We start from the raw sequence: 16,253 nt of genomic DNA, 5'->3' as shown, positions 1-16,253 counted from the left end.
GCTAGAAATGATTTCTGTTTTAAGCGCTTAAGATGTTGAGTCTGGATGCGCCACAAACGGTACTTTTTTCAGGAATAATTTGAGAGCCTGATAATAAATTCCCATCACGACTTTGATCGTCATCGCCGGAATCTTGAATACCGTTCGTCTAATGTTTGTCTTGGTTACTGACTGCTTCGTCAGGGCTAGTGTCGCATCGAAAAGCTTGTCGTCTCGGCGGCTTTCGATGTGAACTAACGTGCGTTTCGCTGGTGGCTTAATCTTCCAAAAATAAGTCATGTTCAAATCCATGAACGGCGAAACGTGAAACTCTTTTTTTACCTTCAATTCTTGGTGCATGTCGATGAGATAGTAGTGTCTTTCTCGCCAAGGCGTGTTACTCACCTCAGCCAACATGTACTTACAATCTCCAGTCTCGTCATAACAGAAGAAACAGTTGATTGGGCTGAAGTAGATGCCTAAACAGCGGCACTGAGCCAGCATCGTCACACGGTTTGAATCAGACCAAACCCCACCAAGTTGTTGCACTTTGGAAGCTATACGTTGCTTAAGTGATTTTGGTTCATCCGTGGTGACATTTTCTTTTTTTTCAGCGAGATAATCCGATTCGACAAAGCGAATCGGGTTGTACCAACGAGTTCCGAACAGCGCACTGCGCGCTGTGGTTTGGGGCAGCTCATCAAGATCTAACCCCATCATATACAGCTGATAGCTGAACTCATGAGTGATGTCGCCAAAGCGGCGATGTCTGACGTTACCCCAATAGATACCGCTGAGCTCTTCACTCTTTTCGGATGCGATCCCCATCTCGGGTGTCAGGGTTTGACTGTTCATAGCGCGGAACTCGTACTCAAATCTAAACCGAAGCGTTTGGTCACATCGAGTGCACTGTGGACACCGTCTTCATGGAAGCCGTTATACCAATAAGCGCCAGCAAAGTGCGTCTGGTTTTTGCCACAGATTTGCTCACGCTTGTGCTGAGCTTCGACCGTGTTCGAATTAAGTACCGGGTGATGATAAACAAAGCTGCGAATAATTTTTTCTGGGTCGATGGCTTCGCTTTGATTCAAGGTGACACAGAAGGTGTCTTGGCTTTCGATGCCTTGCAGAATGTTCATGTTGTACGTGACACAGGCAGGTCGTTTACTGTCGCCATCCAACATGTAGTTCCAGCTTGCCCAAGCCAGTTTTCTGTCTGGTAACAAGCGAGTATCGGTGTGCAGAACCACTTCATTGCGGCTGTATGGGATCTCGCCCAGTACCTGTTGCTCTTGTTCTGTTGCATCACCAAGCAAGCGTAAGGCTTGGTCTGAGTGGCAGGCAAATATTACTTCGTCGAAACCTTGTGCGCTGCCATCTTCAAATTCAATCGTGACGCCTGTTTCTTGGCGAGTCACTTGTTTAATCGATGTATTCAGTGCAACAGTCTTACTTAGGCGTGAAAGGATGATTTCAACATAAGAACGCGATCCCTTTGGAATCACATACCACTGAGGACGGTTCGCGATATCGAGCAATCCATGGTTGTAGAAAAACTGAATGAAGAACTTGAGCTCAAACTCTTCCATTTCTTCCAAGCTTGTCGACCAAATCGCCGCGCCCATCGGTAAGATGTAGTGCTGGCTGAAAAAGTCGGAAAATTGATTATCTCGTAGGAAACTGCCAAGGGTAACGTCTGGTGTGAATTCATTGCTTTCAAACTGAGCCTTACACAGCTTGTTGAACTTGAGAATGTCAGACACTAAAGACCAGAACTGAGGTTTGAAGATGTTGCTCCTCTGCGCGAATAACGAATTAATGCTGTGGCCGTTGTATTCAAACTTGGTCGTCGTGTTGTGGACGCTGAAGCTCATCTCAGTCGGTTGCCTTTCGACATCGAGTTGTTCTAGAAGCTGATTGAAATTCGGGTAGGTTCGATCGTTGAATACGATGAAACCTGTATCTATCGAAAACGCCGAGCCTTGATGTTCAATATCAACGGTCGCGGTGTGCCCCCCAACGTAATCATTCTTTTCGAATACTGTTACGTCGTGGTGCTTATCTAATATATGCGCGCAAGTGAGTCCAGAGATACCTGAACCAATAATGGCGATTTTCTTCATTGTTATACCATCCTTGAAGCGAGTTTTTGCCAAACTGGAGTTGGGAGCATTCTTAGTAGCTTCATCAACATGATGAATCGTCTTGGGAAATCGATTTCACTCTTTCCTTGAGCGATACCATTTACGATTCGCTGAGTTGCGGCCTCACTACTAATAATCATAGGCATAGAGAACGTATTTCGCTCGGTTAATGGCGTTTCAACAAAGCCAGGGTGCACAATTGAGACATGAATGTTGTGCGTTGCCAGATCAACCGAAAGTGTTCTGCCTAAGTAGGTGAGGGCTGCCTTTGAAGCGCCATAAGCCTCGGCTCTTGGCAAAGGTAAAAAGCTGGCGCTGGAGCTGACTAAAACCAAACGGCCGCCGGGCTTGATGTTTTTTAACCAAGCTTTAAGGGCGTAGCCAATTGAAATTAGGTTTATGTTGATGACACGCTCAAAAAGCTCGGCATCAAAATTCACTGGGTCGTCGATGTACTCACAATCACCTGCATTTAAAATCAGCAGGTCGAGCGGCTTGTCTTGGTCGAGTTCTGGGAAGTTGTGGTAATCAGTCAAGTCGAAACAGAGCGGTGAAATTGATGAATGCGCGACGTCTGTCTCGTGCGAGTCAACTAAGGCTTGCAGCTTGTCTGAGTTGCGGCCACAAGCAATCACCTGATGCCCTTGCTGAGCGTAATCTTTAGCTAGGGATTGGCCGATACCAGAGGTCGCGCCTGTAATCATAATACGCATTATCGGCTCGCCCTCTTTTTGATGGATTTTATCGCGCAGCCCAGTACTGGAATGTGTTCATACAACATAGAACCGACGTCGAGGTAGTCTCTGTGGTAAATCACTTGACCGTCGAGCATCTTGAGATGGCTGTGTCCTTGTACTTCGATTGGCTTTTGCCCATTTAATTGCTTGTGAGCAAACTGCATCGTCCAGTAAACGGAAGCTTCGTCGTTCGCTTCGAAAGTGTGTTCGATATGAAAGTAACAGCTGGTTACTTGGGTGTAGAGGTTCTCGAAGTAGTGCGTAAGCGCCGAAATACCGCTGACATGATGCAGCGGATCTTGGAATTCAATATCAGGGTGATAAACCGTCTTAAGCACGTCGAAATTGTCGGTTCCGAGTTCTCGATACATGTTGAGAAAGTTATCAAGCCATAGAGAGTTATCCATAATATTCACTCTAATTATTTGAAGAAGGCTAAGGCTCTCAATCGTGCTTCTTTATGCTCAACGATGGGTTGCCAGTATTCGCTGTCTATTCCGTTTTTAGCGATAAAGTCATGTGGGAAATGTACATGCTTATCTGGGATATTTTGCAGCTCTGGTATGTACTTACGAATAAAAATTCCTTTTGGATCAAACTTTTCACTCTGAGTGATTGGATTGAAAATTCGGAAGTAAGGTTGAGCATCACAGCCAGTACTTGAAGCCCACTGCCAGCCACCATTGTTGGCACTAAAGTCTCCGTCGATAAGGTGCGACATAAAGAAACGCTCGCCCCAACGCCAGTCAATAAGCAGGTGCTTGGTTAGGAAGCTTGCCACCACCATTCTTAGTCTGTTGTGCATCCAGCCCGTTTCAACCAGTTGACGCATTGCGGCATCAACCAATGGATATCCTGTTTTTCCTTCGCACCAAGCTTTGAAGCTAGGATGATCGTGATACCAATCTAAACCATTGTATTTTTGCTGAAAGTTAGCACCTTTGACCAGTTTAGGGTGGTGGAACATCAAATGCTTATAAAAATCTCGCCAAATCAATTCATTGAGCCAACAAAAGGCCGGTAATTGCGTATCAAATAACAGATCGGGTTGCTGCTGAATCAATTGAATCGCTAACCAACGTGGGCTCACGGCGCCAATCGCTAAATAAGGTGATAGCCCCGATGTTCCTTTAACTGAGGGAATATCTCTCAGACGTGCGTAGTCGTTGACTTTATTGCCTAAGAAATTGGGGATCACATTGCCCAATACATCTTGGCTTAATGGCCAGCGACTCGAATCAACACGCGGAAAATCGAAATCATAGTCAGCAGAGATGGTTAAGGCTTGTAAGTCGTCAGGAAGCTGTGTTTGTGAACGTTCAGCTGACTCGACAGGAGCTGGACTGCAGATGATGCCTTTCACCTGAACTTCTTTTAACCAAGCGTTCTTAAAGGGCGTAAAGACTTTGAACATCTCGCCTTGTTTGTTGAGAACGCTACCGAGTGGCAGCATAACGTCACAATCGCTGATCTTCAGGTTTAGGCCGCTTGAAATCAGCTTTTTATCGCGAGCTTGTTCATCGACCTCTGGTTCAGAGTTAGCGTAGACGCACTTGGCATCAAGCTGCTGGCATAGATCGATGAGTTGATTGGATTGGTCGTCAAAATCGGTCGCTTTTAGGTGAAGCAACGTTATCCCTAATTCAGCGAGCTGGGAATCGAGTTGTTTTAGATGACGATAGATAAAATCAGCTTTGATTGGCGCAAGGTGGTGCTGCTGCCACGTTTGAGGAGTTGAAATGAAAACGGCGATTGTTACGCCGTTTTCAACTGCCGAGACGAGCGCTGGGTTATCGAGAATCCGCAGGTCTCGTCGTATCCATAGTATGTCGCTCAATATCCGTATCTCAGTTTAAGTTCTTGAGGGTGCGGGTTTAGGTAAACCTGTGATTCTAGGTATTCGTTCGGGTATTCCATCAGGTAGTGATTGATCAGTGTCAGCGGCACTAACAGTGGGATAACACCTTCTCGAAAAGCTGCAATTTGGTTGGTCAACTCTTGTTTGTGGGTGCTACTCAGTTGTTTCTTAAAGTAACCCTGCAAATGATGCAGCGTATTGGCGTGACTGCCTCGATTCGCGTGATGTGACAATGCTGTCATCAAGCCCTCGATGTATTGAGCCGCCAATTCGTCGATTTCTAAGTCATTACCCGCTAGCAGTTTGCCTAAGCTTTTGTAACCCTCAACGTGGTGACACATGACGAGGTACTTGTGGGCGCTGTGGAACTGAATCAGTTTGTGTTTGGTCACACCTTCATCCACAAGATCGAGCCATTTTTGGTATGTGAATACTCGAGTCATGAAGTTTTCACGCAAAATGGGATCGTTAAGGCGACCGTTTTCTTCAACGGGGAGTAACGGGTTACCGTCCATAATTTGTTGGGTGAACATGCCTACGCCAGTCGATTCAGAGCCGCGACCATGGTGGTGGTACACCTTCACGCGCTCCATACCGCAGGTTGGGCTTTTTTGACACACAATAAAGCCAGCAATGTGTTGGTTTTTCTTTGAGTAGTTTTGACCGAACTCGATCAGTTCGTTGGTCACATCACCTGAGCCATCAGGGCGAGAAACATGGATGATGTCATCTAGCATTCTTGTTTGACGAATGGTTGGACGAGGGGTTGGAAGACCAACAGCCATCTCTGGGCAAACAGGTTCCAATTCCACGTAGTCTGCTAGGTCGTCTGTACAAAAACGAGAGCGTTTATGACCTGTGTCGAAACGTACTTTGTGTCCAGCAACACATGCACTGATACCGATTTTGATTTTCTTTTCCATTGGCCAACTCCTTTGCTCTTGCTCTGAGCTTTTTCTTATAGTTCAACATTGCTAATCGTACTTACAGAGCTGGGTGTATTTTTACTTTGACACCGTAGTTGTTTTTATTCAGATGTATTGACGATATACAAGATAGCTTCATGCCATCCTGTATATTTATAGCTTGCAACTGGGTTAATAGATATATTTTCCAAGTGGATTGAATAGCTGGCTCACACCTTTTGTGAAGTAAAGCGCATCACTTGAAACGGTTAAACAGACACAACCTTCTTTTGTTGCCGGTTGATGAGTGTGATTGCCATCCAACCAGATGAAGTCACCTTTGTTGTAAACGCCCATTTCGTCTTCGAAACTGCCCTCTAGAAGAAGCGTGATCTCGAAGCCTTTGTGGGTGTGGCAAGGCACTTGTCCATCTTTGTCGATGTGCAACAAGCTGGTGTGGTGTGCTTCGTCAGCAAAATCGAGTCTTGCTCGTGAAATTTTGCCTAGGTTCATCCAGTCCTTTCTCGCTACTGAGTTTAGAGCGCGAGGGATTGTGAATGTCGTGTCAGCAACAGTTACTTTCTGAACCTCTGGAGTCACTTCAACAGACTGAGAAGTATCAGCTGTGATTTGCTCTATCGCGTCAAAATCAAAGTCCATGTCGTCCATTGAGAAGCTGTCTAGATCTTCACTTGAGAATACTGGCTCTGCGTCAAAAGCATTATTCGCTGCTACAGCTGTAAGCTGCTTGACTTGTTGTTGGCAGTGTTCACACAGCTCTACATGGCTAGAAACAATCAAAGAAACTGAATCAGCCAACGTGCCATCGACGAAGTCTTTCAAGATTGCCGCGTTTGGGTGATGTTTAATCATGGTCTTGTTCCCCCATGTGAACTTTTAATTTGGCTAAAGCGAGTCTCAGACGTGATTTCACTGTTCCAAGTGGGACGCCAAGTTGCTGAGCGAGTTGCTCTTGAGAGAGCTCTTGAAAGTAAACGCCTTTGACGATGGTTTTCTGAGCGAGAGGCAACTTTTCTATTTGAGTCATTACGTGTCGGCTCATCAAATGGTCACCGAATGGCAAATCTTCGCTTTGAGACTCGGCTACCATCGCATCGATTGGCCAGATATCGTCGGCTATCGTTTGTTCGGCTTTCGCTTTCACTTTGCGCAACATGTCGAATGCTGCATTACGCATTACCGTGTAGACCCAAGTGGTCGCAGCGCCTTTATCTACATTGTAGAGATGTGCTTTCTTCCAAACATTAGTCATCGTGTCTTGAACTAGCTCGTTTGCAGCAGCTTCGCCACCCAACTTACTGATACCAAAACGCTTGATCTTAGGAGCGAAGAACTTGAACAAACAGGTGAACGCCTGCTTGTCTCGGTCTGTACCAACCAACACCAGCCAGCTCGAGAGCTCTGTCGGTACTTTGTTGTCTGTAGGTACTTTGTTATCGGGAATAATGACATGCTCCTTGCCGTTCCCTGAACTTCTGCTTTCCACTTGCATAGTAACTAACCATCATGCGAATTTGATGGGCACTACGTGAAAGGAGAAAGTCGGGATCACTTTAATTTAAATTAATTTCTACTATACAAAATTATAGTGAAGAAAAGTGCTTATTGCCCCGTAATGATTTGATTCAAAAAAGGAACTAGAGACGGAAAACTGGCTGGCTCAGTAAATTCTGTTTTCTTTTCCAGTGGGATAGGCATCATTTCGAGCAATCGCGCACAGATCCATTGTGGGCTCTCAAAATCAGGAGTGGGATAGAGTGTTCTTATCGAATCGTGGTCGCGAAACAACTGAACCAAAAAAGCGGTAAACACGTTAGGCACTTTATATTCATCGGTAGGCCAGTGTGGCAACGATCTGAACTTACTTTTAATCAGGTCATCATCGTCTCGAAACGACCCATGCAATTGCACCAACTTTTCGCCTTCAACATCAATTTCTAATATTTGGTCTTCCGACATATTGAAGTCTACGATGGTCACCTTTGTTCCCCAAGAACTGAGATGATCAGAGTTAGTGTTGTCTTGAGTGGCGATAATGAAACCATCGCCCTGCGCTGCGTGAGCAACCATCGCGAGATACTTTGGCTCAAAAATGCGCAGTCTTTGCCTGCCTCCCGGTAAAAGAAAGATAGGGAGAGGAAACACAGCAAGCTTCAGAGAAGACTCTACGGGTGTTTCTGGTTCGGCGTCTGTCCGCGTGGTCTTCCTAGGTGAATTCGGCACATAGCACTCCTTAGTTCAAATGTGATTTGAGAAGATATACGCGGGGAGGGTGGTGTTCGATCAATTCGCTTCGGCTTATGTTGGCAAAGGGATAAGTATTTTGTTGCACCTGTTCATAAATTCATTGTTTTTACCTTTTCCCATACGCGTCATTAGGTAATATGTGTACAAATAGTAAGCGAATAGGTAGTCGCCAGGCGATGCTTCTATCTGACGTTCTTCTATACCTAACATCGCATCAAAGGAATGGTCATGATTGTTATTTATGGTATCAAAGAGTGCTTAAATCCAATTAAGTTGCAGCTCTCTAATGTGTTGCAGCAGTGCTTAAACAGTGAAATGGGTTTACCCGATGACAAGCGAGCACATCGGTTTGTGCCATTGGAACGAGATGACTTCTTTTACCCGGAAGGAAGAACAGAAGCCTATACCGTCATTGAGATCAACATGATGGAAGGTCGAGCGGTAAACACCAAAAAGCGCTTAATTAAGAAGATATTTTCTGAGATAGAGAAGCAGTTAGCTATCTCTCCAATTGATATTGAAATCACCATTAAGGAACAGCCATCGCACTGCTGGGGATTTCGAGGCATGACCGGCGATGAAGCTCAAGATCTGAAGTATAAAGTGAAGGTCTAGGGTTTAAGCTCTTAACTCTTAACTCTTAACTCTTAACACGTAAGACTTAAGCCAATCTATCGAGTGACGGCTTTGGAATTTGATGCCAAAGCCGTTTTCCTAGTTCTCGACACTAACCTTTAAGCATCTAAGCATCTAAGCATCTAAGCATCGTCACTCTTTTTTAAATACTGATGCCAATTTTCATTGATCACGTCAAAGTGCTCAACGCAGAACTCTTTTCTGTCTTTCAAATAGTCGTTTTCCACTTCATCGAGCAAGTTCTTATAGGCATCGGGATCGCTGCCATACACCAAGCATAACGTGGAGAAGTAACGCTGCAGGTCGAAACTGTGCTCGTCGATGTATTCCCCCAAGTCGTAATACTCTGGGCGGTCTTCTGACTCGAAAGCGAACATGTCTGCAGCGCTGATAGCAGCGTCGGCCCCATGCTCTACGTAGTTAAGCAGTAGCACGGTTGCTAGGTTATCAACCGCATCTTCTTCTTTACCCAATATGGCAATGTTCTGATCTTCGATATACGCATGCCCAGTCTCGTGTAGCAGGGTGTGCAGCAAGGTATCAATAGCGCCGGTTTGCGCAGATTTCCCATACTCTTTTTCGTATTGGTTCTTCTCAAAGTAATTGAGTGACTCAGCGTAAAAACTGTAAGGGATCAGTACTTGATGGGTTTGTGGATCGTAGAGTGGTCCTTCTTCCCCGCCATATTGAATGGTTAATGGCTTCTCAAACATGAAGAGTTGGTTTGATAGGTCGACCACGGTGTCATTAACGCCACTGCTTTGAATCTCTCGTTTGAGCTGCTCTTCTTCGGTATTTTGCGGTGTAGAGTACTCGACGATTAGGTTACTTTGGGTGGCTTGTTCACTAGATGCATAAGTTGTGGCAAACATTGCACTCAGGGCTAGGCTGCAGGTCAATGTTCGTTTCAATAATGTCATCGGCTATCCTTGTGATTACGTTGCGATTCAGAGTCGTGCTGGGGGTAACAACTCCAAGCTGTGTACCCTGATTTAGTTATTGCGTTAGAGTATAAGTTTAGACGGAATTTTGATGCATCGAGGACTGCAATTTTTGAAGTAGGCGCTATCCTATCAATGAATAATCCGCTTAGAGATTCGCCACAAAGAATAAGTAAGCTGAATGAGCGGTGTCGATGTGATTCGTTTCTATTGGTAATTAACAGATAAATTTCGGTTCAACACAACCCTTGTGCTATACTCCGCGCCCCAATCCGAATTGGCTTGTTTAATCTTAGGAAATTATTATGAGTGTTAAAAACGAACTTCAACAAATTAACAACCGTCTAGACAAGTGTCGCCACAAGTTAGATGCTGCTAAAACTCGTAATGATCGTCCTGTTGTTCGTCAGTTCGAGGAAGAGATTAAGAAGCTAACTAAGAAAATTGCCCAGCTTAAACACAAAGAAAGCTATGATGTGAACCAAGAGCGTAAGTCTCTGGTTGATATGCCATTTAGCCGTGAGATCACTAAGGCTGAGCAAGCGGATATGGGTAAACTTAAAAAGTCTGTTAAAGGACTCGTAATTGTTCACCCAATGACGAAGATCGGTAAAGAACTTCGCATTGAGGTTATGACTGGTTACGCACCGAAAAAATTCTAATTACCAGCGATGGTGATGAAAGAGGAGCTAGAAATAGCTCCTTTTGCTTTTTTAGGTATTAAGAAAGCAGAGTCAGCGGCATAGATACTCACGCCGTTTTCAACTTTTAGGAGGTGACTGTTGTCACAAATCCTTTTATCTCCTATAAAAGTTAACGTGCTACTAACATGGTACTAAGCGATCGCAGTAATGTGTTCGCTTTTCGAATCCACACTTTCTCTCCAGTTTGTATAAATATAGGTAGAGCAGCACAAATAATTACAGATAAAACTAGACTCATTAGGGAAGATGAGAACGTAAAAAAATAGAGGTTATATGAATCAATTAATTTCAATTGGACCACTAGAATCCTTCCTAATCGCGATTAGTGTTTTGTTTCTAGGTCATTTCGTCAATGCAAAGCTTCCGATTCTCAAAAAGTACAACATTCCAGAGCCCATTGTCGGCGGCTTGATTGTCGCTTTTGCTATTACAGCCCTGCACTTTAACGGCCTTGATCTTGAGTTTTCCTTGCCCCTGCAGAACACGTTTATGTTGATGTTCTTTGCAACGGTCGGTCTTGCGGCGAACTACACGCAGCTGATAAAAGGTGGTGCTAAGGTATTCCTATTCTTAGGGGTAGCGTCGGTTTACATCATTATCCAAAACGGTGTAGGCGTAACCTTAGCTACGGCACTAGGCCTTGAACCCTTGATGGGTTTGATTGCTGGCTCTATCACCCTTTCGGGCGGTCACGGCACAGGCGCGGCTTGGTCTCAAACTTTTGCAGACACGTTTGGCATTGCAAATACGCTAGAAATCGCGATGGCTTCAGCGACCTTTGGTTTGATCATCGGTGGTATTATCGGTAGCCCAGTGGCGCAAAAGCTGATTGATAAAAACCAGCTTGAATCTGAGTACGGCACTGGCACGCAAACACATGAACGCTTCCCTGAACTTGTTACTTACAACGAGTATGAAGAAGACAAAGTGACGGCGAAGAAGGTGATTGAAGTGTTGTTCATCCTTCTTATCTGTATCACGGGTGCGAAGTACCTAGAGCAGTGGGTGGCGACTTTTGAAATTTCTTGGTTGATGATTCCTGACTTCGTTTACGCGTTGTTTATCGGTGTTTTCATCACTAACGTGTTTGAAGTGACTAAGCTGCATAAGACTGACAGCGAAACGGTCGATATTCTTGGTACGGTGTCATTGTCACTGTTCCTAGCAATGGCGCTAATGAGCCTTAAGCTTTGGAACATATTTGACCTTGCGATTCCGTTCTTGGTTATCCTGGCGGTTCAGGCGGTTGTGTTAGGTATCTTCTCTTACTTTGTGACGTTCAAAGTAATGGGTTCTAACTACGACGCAGCGGTTATGGCAGGTGGTCACTGTGGTTTCGGCCTAGGTGCAACACCAACAGCGGTAATGAACATGGGCTCTTTGGTGAACCGTTTTGGTCCTTCACCACAGGCGTTCATGGTGGTGCCAATTGTTGGTGCCTTCTTTATCGATATCGTTAACCTGATTATCCTTCAGGGTTACATCTCGTTTATCGGTTAATGTTCGCCTTTACTTAAACGCAATGTGCTTATCGCACTAAGATGAATACAAGAAAGCCAGTCTGTTGACTGGCTTTTTTTGTTCTTGTTTATCGAGGTTTTCTTGCCTGATACCCCTGCGGTTAGGGCTCTGTCACATCAACACGCCCTAAAGTGTTGTAACGACTTCATCAAGAGCTAGGCGCGCTTTTGGTTTGCCGTAGTTGTAGTCTTCGCCGTCTTTGTGGTAGCCGATAGCTAGAGCTACATCAACAACGTGACCTTCTAGTTCGTCAGCAAACTCTTCGCTGATCATAGCTGCATCTACACCTTCCATAGGTGTTGAAGCGATACCTAGACGAGCTAGTGTGTGCAGTGTGTTACCTAGTGCGATGTAAACTTGAGACTTAGTCCAGTTACCGTTGAAACCTGTTTCGTCTGTGTTCATTTCTGCGAATGCGTAAGCACCTAAGAATTGCTCGTACATTTCAGCTGGTAAGTGACCAGAGCTTACTTCTGTATCAGCACGCTTCGCGAATTTCTCTTTAGTGTACTTAGGATCGTGAGCAAACAGGATCGTGTGTGACGCTTCTTTCGCATGTGGTTGGTTAAACTGGAACATGTTTTCGAAAGTATTGTGGAAGCGTTGTTTTGCTGCGTCACTCTCAATGATGATGAATTTCCAAGGCTGAGAGTTGATAGAAGAAGCTGACAAGCGAAGTGCTTCTTTGATTACTTCCATGTCTTCCGCAGAGATGCGCTTTTCTGCATCGTATTTTTTAGCTGTGTAACGAGTGTTTAGATCAGTAATGATTGGATGAGTCATGTTGAATCCTAATATCTATCAATAATAAATGTTGTAGGGTTTTATGTTCAGTTACGTCAACAATAAACGGATAACCAATTTAAACGAATCTCAATAGATTGAACGTCTAAATAGTTATCGAACATGCCCCAATAAATCGAGTATCTGCGGTAGCTCAAGTCGATGGGTGTAAGATAATAGAAGAATGACTCGGGAAAAATAGCGAACATATCAAATCACTATGGTTAATAATGTCCATAATGATTCAATAAGTGTGATCTTAATGGAGGTGGAATCTCTAGATTCAGTAGCTTAGTACGCTTTGATACCATATTGGCGCAATAATGGCGGAAGTACGCTGTCTAGGTTGGGGATATCTTCTGGCGTGATTTCGATTAAACCAAAACCATGCTCTTCATAGATTTTTCTCGTAGCTTCACGTTTATTTTCGGCGATTGGCGCAGAATCAGTTCCCCAGAACTGGATGTATACTTTGCCACTTGGTAGATAAAAATCGCTGATCACTTCTTTTGATATCGGAAGCGGACGCTCGTACGCATGGACCACTCCTGCCATATAAAGCCAGTTATCAATGATCAGCTCTCCCTTTGATCGAACATAATGCCCGTCTAAGCTTCGGTGCTTCGCCTCAAATTTCTGACGAAAACTGGAGAATGACACATCGGTCGAGTGGCTTTCAGCATCATGCCCTAGGAATTCAACAACAGACTGCTTTAAACGCTTATTGCGAACCAATGAGTCGTGCCATACCACGAATAAGTTTTGAGTCGCTTTGTCTTCTCTTTGTTCACCTCCGGCTTTTAAGCCTGTAGAGGTGACATGCCAACCGTCTTCTTCTTTTGTTATCCAACCAAGCTCGTTGAGCAGTAAGTTGATTTTCTTTGCGCTGAGTTGAAAGGCACTGCCAAGCTGGGTGGCGGTGAGTGTTTTTCCTGAGAATGAGTCCAAATCGATAAGCAGTTTCTCTGGCCAGACAATAAAGACACCAAACTTCTTGTGTTCGACATATTCCCCACCAAAGCTTTCTCCCCGTTCTGTGAGAATCCAACGCTCTTGTGAACGCACTATATAGCCCGCTGTTTTTAGATCGCTAAATAAAGCTTTAGCTTCTATGCCTTTTTGTTTAGCGAGTGCGGATGTGGAAATTTTGTCTGGCATAGTCTTTTCTCAAATAGCGGAGTGATCAGCTGATGGGTGTTGGATATATATATGATGCGATAGCGTTGGTAAATACCATATCACATCTATCAATGCTAACTGCAGTTCAGTGGTCTATGTTTTTAGTAGAGCGTTAGGTCTCGTTTTGTATGTTTAGCAAAATGTAGCTCAACCTGTAATTAAATTACAGGTGTCGCGATTTTGCTCATCTGGGTGCATATTTTATATACGTGACACGATGTTCTTTTATACGGTTTATATAGATCTTAGATGCTATATTTTATTAAATGTGACCTTAATCACTATTTATTTTTAAGTATTACAAAATAAAATGTGATCTAGATCGTGTGTTGATGATATCTATTCTCATTAATTTGGCTTTGTAATTTAAATTCATGGTGTTTTTGTGATCTAAGGTGTGCTTGTTAACCCGAAAGTGCTTTTCGTGTGTGATGGCTATCACGAAAGTTGGGCTAAGGTGCATTTTGGAAATGTTGTGATACATTTTAATCGACTTTTGAGTACACACTTTCGGTCATTTGACCAACCAATACATTACGGGGTTCTACCTATGTTATCACCAGAAGCAAAGATTAAGGTTCAAAACTTTGGTCGTTTCTTATCCAATATGGTAATGCCAAACATCGGCGCATTTATTGCGTGGGGTTTCATTACTGCACTATTCATCCCAACGGGTTGGTGGCCTAACGAAACGTTAGCATCAATGGTTGGTCCTATGATTACATACCTACTGCCACTATTGATTGGTTACACCGGTGGTAAAATGGTTGGTGGTGACCGCGGTGCGGTAGTGGGCGCTATCACAACAATGGGTGTTATCGTTGGTACTGATATCCCAATGTTCATGGGTGCAATGATTGTAGGTCCACTAGGTGGTATCGCAATTAAGAAATTCGATGAAGCTGTTCACGGTAAAGTGAAGAGTGGTTTCGAAATGCTAGTGAACAACTTCTCTGCGGGTATCATCGGCATGATCTGTGCGATCATCGCGTTCATCGTGATTGGTCCTGCGGTTAAGATTCTGTCTGGCGGACTTGCGGCTGGCGTAAACGCAATGGTAGAAGCGGGTGCACTACCTCTAGCATCTATTTTTGTTGAACCTGCGAAAATTCTATTCCTAAATAACGCAATCAACCACGGTATCTTCTCTCCACTAGGTATCCAGCAATCTGAAGAGATGGGTCGCTCTATCTTCTTCCTAATCGAAGCAAACCCAGGTCCTGGTTTTGGTCTTCTACTTGCTTACATGGTGTTTGGTAAAGGTAGCGCGAAGCAATCTGCTGCTGGTGCATCTATCATCCACTTCCTAGGGGGTATCCACGAAATTTACTTCCCTTACGTTCTAATGAACCCACGTCTAATTCTTGCGGTAATCGCAGGTGGTATGGCGGGTGTATTCACTAACGTAATGTTCGATTCTGGCCTTATCTCTCCAGCATCACCAGGCTCTATCTTCGCAATCTTACTGATGACGCCAAAAGGCTCTTACATCGGTGTTGTATTGTCAGTTATCGCAGCAACAGCAGTGTCTTTCTTAGTGGCTTCAATTCTGCTTAAAACTTCAGCTCAAGATGACGACGAAGACTCTCTAGAAAAAGCTTCTGCACAAATGAAAGACATGAAAGCGTCTTCTAAAGGTGCAGCAGCAGAAGCAAACGTAAACCTAGCGGATGTAAAAGCAGTTTATGTAGCGTGTGATGCGGGTATGGGTTCAAGTGCAATGGGTGCAGGTCTACTACGTAAGAAAGTAGCAACAGCTGGCCTAGACATTGAAGTAACCAACTACGCAATCAACAACCTACCGGCTGATTCGCAAATCGTTATTACGCATAAAGACCTAACAGACCGTGCTCGTAGCACTGTGCCAGGTGCGATGCATATGTCTCTAAACAACTTCCTAGACGGCGGCGTATACGACCAACTAGTTGCCGAGCTTGTCGATGCTCAAAGTGGTGAAGCGAAAGTAGAAGCTCCGGCTCCAGCAGCAGCTCCAGCGCAAGAAGGCAACAAGCTTGCACTGACTGACGACAGCATCTTCCTTGGCCTTAAAGCGACTCAAAAAGAAGACGCAATCAAGTTTGCTGGCGAACAATTAGTAAAACTTGGCAACGTATCACCAGAATACGTAGATGGCATGTTTGCTCGTGAAGAGCTTGTGTCTACTTACCTAGGTGAGTCTATCGCAGTACCACACGGCACAATCGAAGCGAAACAGTACGTACAAAAAACCGGCATCGTTTTCTGTCAGTACCCTGAAGGTATTCAGTGGGGCGAAGATGAAGATGATATCGCGAAGATGGTTATCGGTATTGCCGCACAAGGCGATGAGCACAACATGGTGCTGATGGCGATTACCAATTCACTCGATGATGAAGAAGCTGTGGAATGCCTACAGAACACAACAAACCCTGCTGATGTTCTACGTATTCTCAACGGAAACTAAAAAGCTCTAGTCAAGCTCCTGAGTGAAGGAGGCCGGTATCCCCCTACTGGCCTCATTTTCGGTCTTAATCTTTCTAACAAGATTCAGTCTGAATAGCTTACTGCTTAATGCCTAGGGCACATCATCAAGGCATGTTGTTGAGCAGTTAGCTATCT

The 16,253-nt window shown here is 44.5% G+C and carries 16 protein-coding genes; 4 read left to right on the top strand and 12 right to left on the bottom strand.

The window, feature by feature from the left end; translation table 11 throughout:
- Positions 1 to 27: 27 nt before the first annotated feature.
- The 9 genes from AB4371_RS06820 to AB4371_RS06780 form a co-directional block, all read right to left on the bottom strand.
- Positions 28 to 834: a DUF1365 domain-containing protein gene (locus AB4371_RS06820; protein WP_017061280.1), complete on the bottom strand. Its 807-nt coding sequence runs from the start codon at positions 832 to 834 to the stop codon at positions 28 to 30.
- The gene (locus tag AB4371_RS06815; RefSeq protein WP_102428126.1) at positions 831 to 2,102 is read right to left on the bottom strand and encodes an NAD(P)/FAD-dependent oxidoreductase; all 1,272 of its coding nucleotides are present in this window, start codon (positions 2,100 to 2,102) and stop codon (positions 831 to 833) included. The genes AB4371_RS06820 and AB4371_RS06815 overlap by 4 nt, the downstream gene beginning before the upstream one ends.
- A 2-nt stretch (positions 2,103 to 2,104) precedes the next feature.
- The gene (locus tag AB4371_RS06810; protein WP_017061282.1) at positions 2,105 to 2,836 is read right to left on the bottom strand and encodes an SDR family NAD(P)-dependent oxidoreductase; all 732 of its coding nucleotides are present in this window, start codon (positions 2,834 to 2,836) and stop codon (positions 2,105 to 2,107) included.
- Positions 2,836 to 3,267 (bottom strand): nuclear transport factor 2 family protein, encoded by a 432-nt coding sequence (locus AB4371_RS06805; protein WP_050647550.1) that lies wholly within the window; start codon positions 3,265 to 3,267, stop codon positions 2,836 to 2,838. The genes AB4371_RS06810 and AB4371_RS06805 overlap by 1 nt, the downstream gene beginning before the upstream one ends.
- Positions 3,268 to 3,281: 14 nt before the next feature.
- Positions 3,282 to 4,697, bottom strand: a complete 1,416-nt coding sequence (phrB, locus tag AB4371_RS06800) for a deoxyribodipyrimidine photo-lyase (protein WP_372149299.1) — start codon at positions 4,695 to 4,697, stop codon at positions 3,282 to 3,284.
- A complete protein-coding gene (locus AB4371_RS06795; protein ID WP_372149296.1) occupies positions 4,694 to 5,641 on the bottom strand; it encodes a YbgA family protein in 948 nt (315 codons plus the stop codon). The genes phrB and AB4371_RS06795 overlap by 4 nt, the downstream gene beginning before the upstream one ends.
- Before the next feature lie 174 nt (positions 5,642 to 5,815).
- Positions 5,816 to 6,496 (bottom strand): ChrR family anti-sigma-E factor, encoded by a 681-nt coding sequence (locus AB4371_RS06790; protein ID WP_102320406.1) that lies wholly within the window; start codon positions 6,494 to 6,496, stop codon positions 5,816 to 5,818.
- Entirely contained in the window at positions 6,489 to 7,136 is a 648-nt protein-coding gene (locus tag AB4371_RS06785; protein ID WP_017060967.1) for a sigma-70 family RNA polymerase sigma factor, read from the bottom strand. Before AB4371_RS06785 ends, AB4371_RS06790 begins: the two co-directional genes overlap by 8 nt.
- A gap of 110 nt (positions 7,137 to 7,246) precedes the next feature.
- Positions 7,247 to 7,867, bottom strand: coding sequence for an LON peptidase substrate-binding domain-containing protein (locus AB4371_RS06780; RefSeq protein ID WP_372083731.1), 621 nt, complete (start codon positions 7,865 to 7,867; stop codon positions 7,247 to 7,249).
- A 252-nt stretch (positions 7,868 to 8,119) separates the two neighbouring features.
- Here AB4371_RS06780 and AB4371_RS06775 point away from each other — a divergent pair, with 252 nt between their 5' ends.
- Positions 8,120 to 8,506, top strand: a complete 387-nt coding sequence (locus AB4371_RS06775) for a tautomerase family protein (RefSeq protein WP_017070218.1) — start codon at positions 8,120 to 8,122, stop codon at positions 8,504 to 8,506.
- A 143-nt stretch (positions 8,507 to 8,649) separates the two neighbouring features.
- Here the strand turns inward: AB4371_RS06775 and AB4371_RS06770 are convergent, their stop codons facing one another.
- Entirely contained in the window at positions 8,650 to 9,447 is a 798-nt protein-coding gene (locus AB4371_RS06770) for a DUF4344 domain-containing metallopeptidase (protein WP_017060970.1), read from the bottom strand.
- A gap of 326 nt (positions 9,448 to 9,773) precedes the next feature.
- On the opposite strand from AB4371_RS06770, the gene AB4371_RS06765 reads away from it, so the two are divergent.
- Together AB4371_RS06765 and gltS are read left to right on the top strand one after the other, a co-directional pair.
- Complete coding sequence (locus AB4371_RS06765; protein WP_017060971.1) at positions 9,774 to 10,130, top strand: YibL family ribosome-associated protein; 357 nt, start codon at positions 9,774 to 9,776, stop codon at positions 10,128 to 10,130.
- A gap of 315 nt (positions 10,131 to 10,445) precedes the next feature.
- Positions 10,446 to 11,672 carry a sodium/glutamate symporter gene (gene gltS, locus AB4371_RS06760; protein ID WP_017060972.1) on the top strand — a complete coding sequence of 409 codons (1,227 nt, stop codon included), beginning with the start codon at positions 10,446 to 10,448 and terminating at the stop codon, positions 11,670 to 11,672.
- Between the two features lie 147 nt (positions 11,673 to 11,819).
- Here gltS and AB4371_RS06755 read toward each other — a convergent pair whose 3' ends face one another.
- The gene (locus AB4371_RS06755) at positions 11,820 to 12,476 is read right to left on the bottom strand and encodes an NAD(P)H-dependent oxidoreductase (RefSeq protein ID WP_017061511.1); all 657 of its coding nucleotides are present in this window, start codon (positions 12,474 to 12,476) and stop codon (positions 11,820 to 11,822) included.
- A gap of 291 nt (positions 12,477 to 12,767) precedes the next feature.
- On the bottom strand, positions 12,768 to 13,634 hold the full coding sequence (locus AB4371_RS06750) for a glycerol kinase (RefSeq protein WP_372149293.1): 867 nt from the start codon (positions 13,632 to 13,634) through the stop codon (positions 12,768 to 12,770).
- Positions 13,635 to 14,205: 571 nt separating this feature from the next.
- On the opposite strand from AB4371_RS06750, the gene AB4371_RS06745 reads away from it, so the two are divergent.
- Entirely contained in the window at positions 14,206 to 16,098 is a 1,893-nt protein-coding gene (locus AB4371_RS06745; RefSeq protein WP_017070220.1) for a PTS mannitol transporter subunit IICBA, read from the top strand.
- The last annotated feature ends 155 nt before the right edge of the window (positions 16,099 to 16,253 follow it).

Source organism: Vibrio sp. 10N.261.51.A3 (genome assembly GCF_041471965.1).
Classification (GTDB): Bacteria; Pseudomonadota; Gammaproteobacteria; order Enterobacterales; family Vibrionaceae; genus Vibrio; species Vibrio crassostreae_C.
The sequence above is the reverse complement of the archived record's forward strand: the minus strand, read 5'-3'. Positions and strand labels throughout refer to the sequence as shown.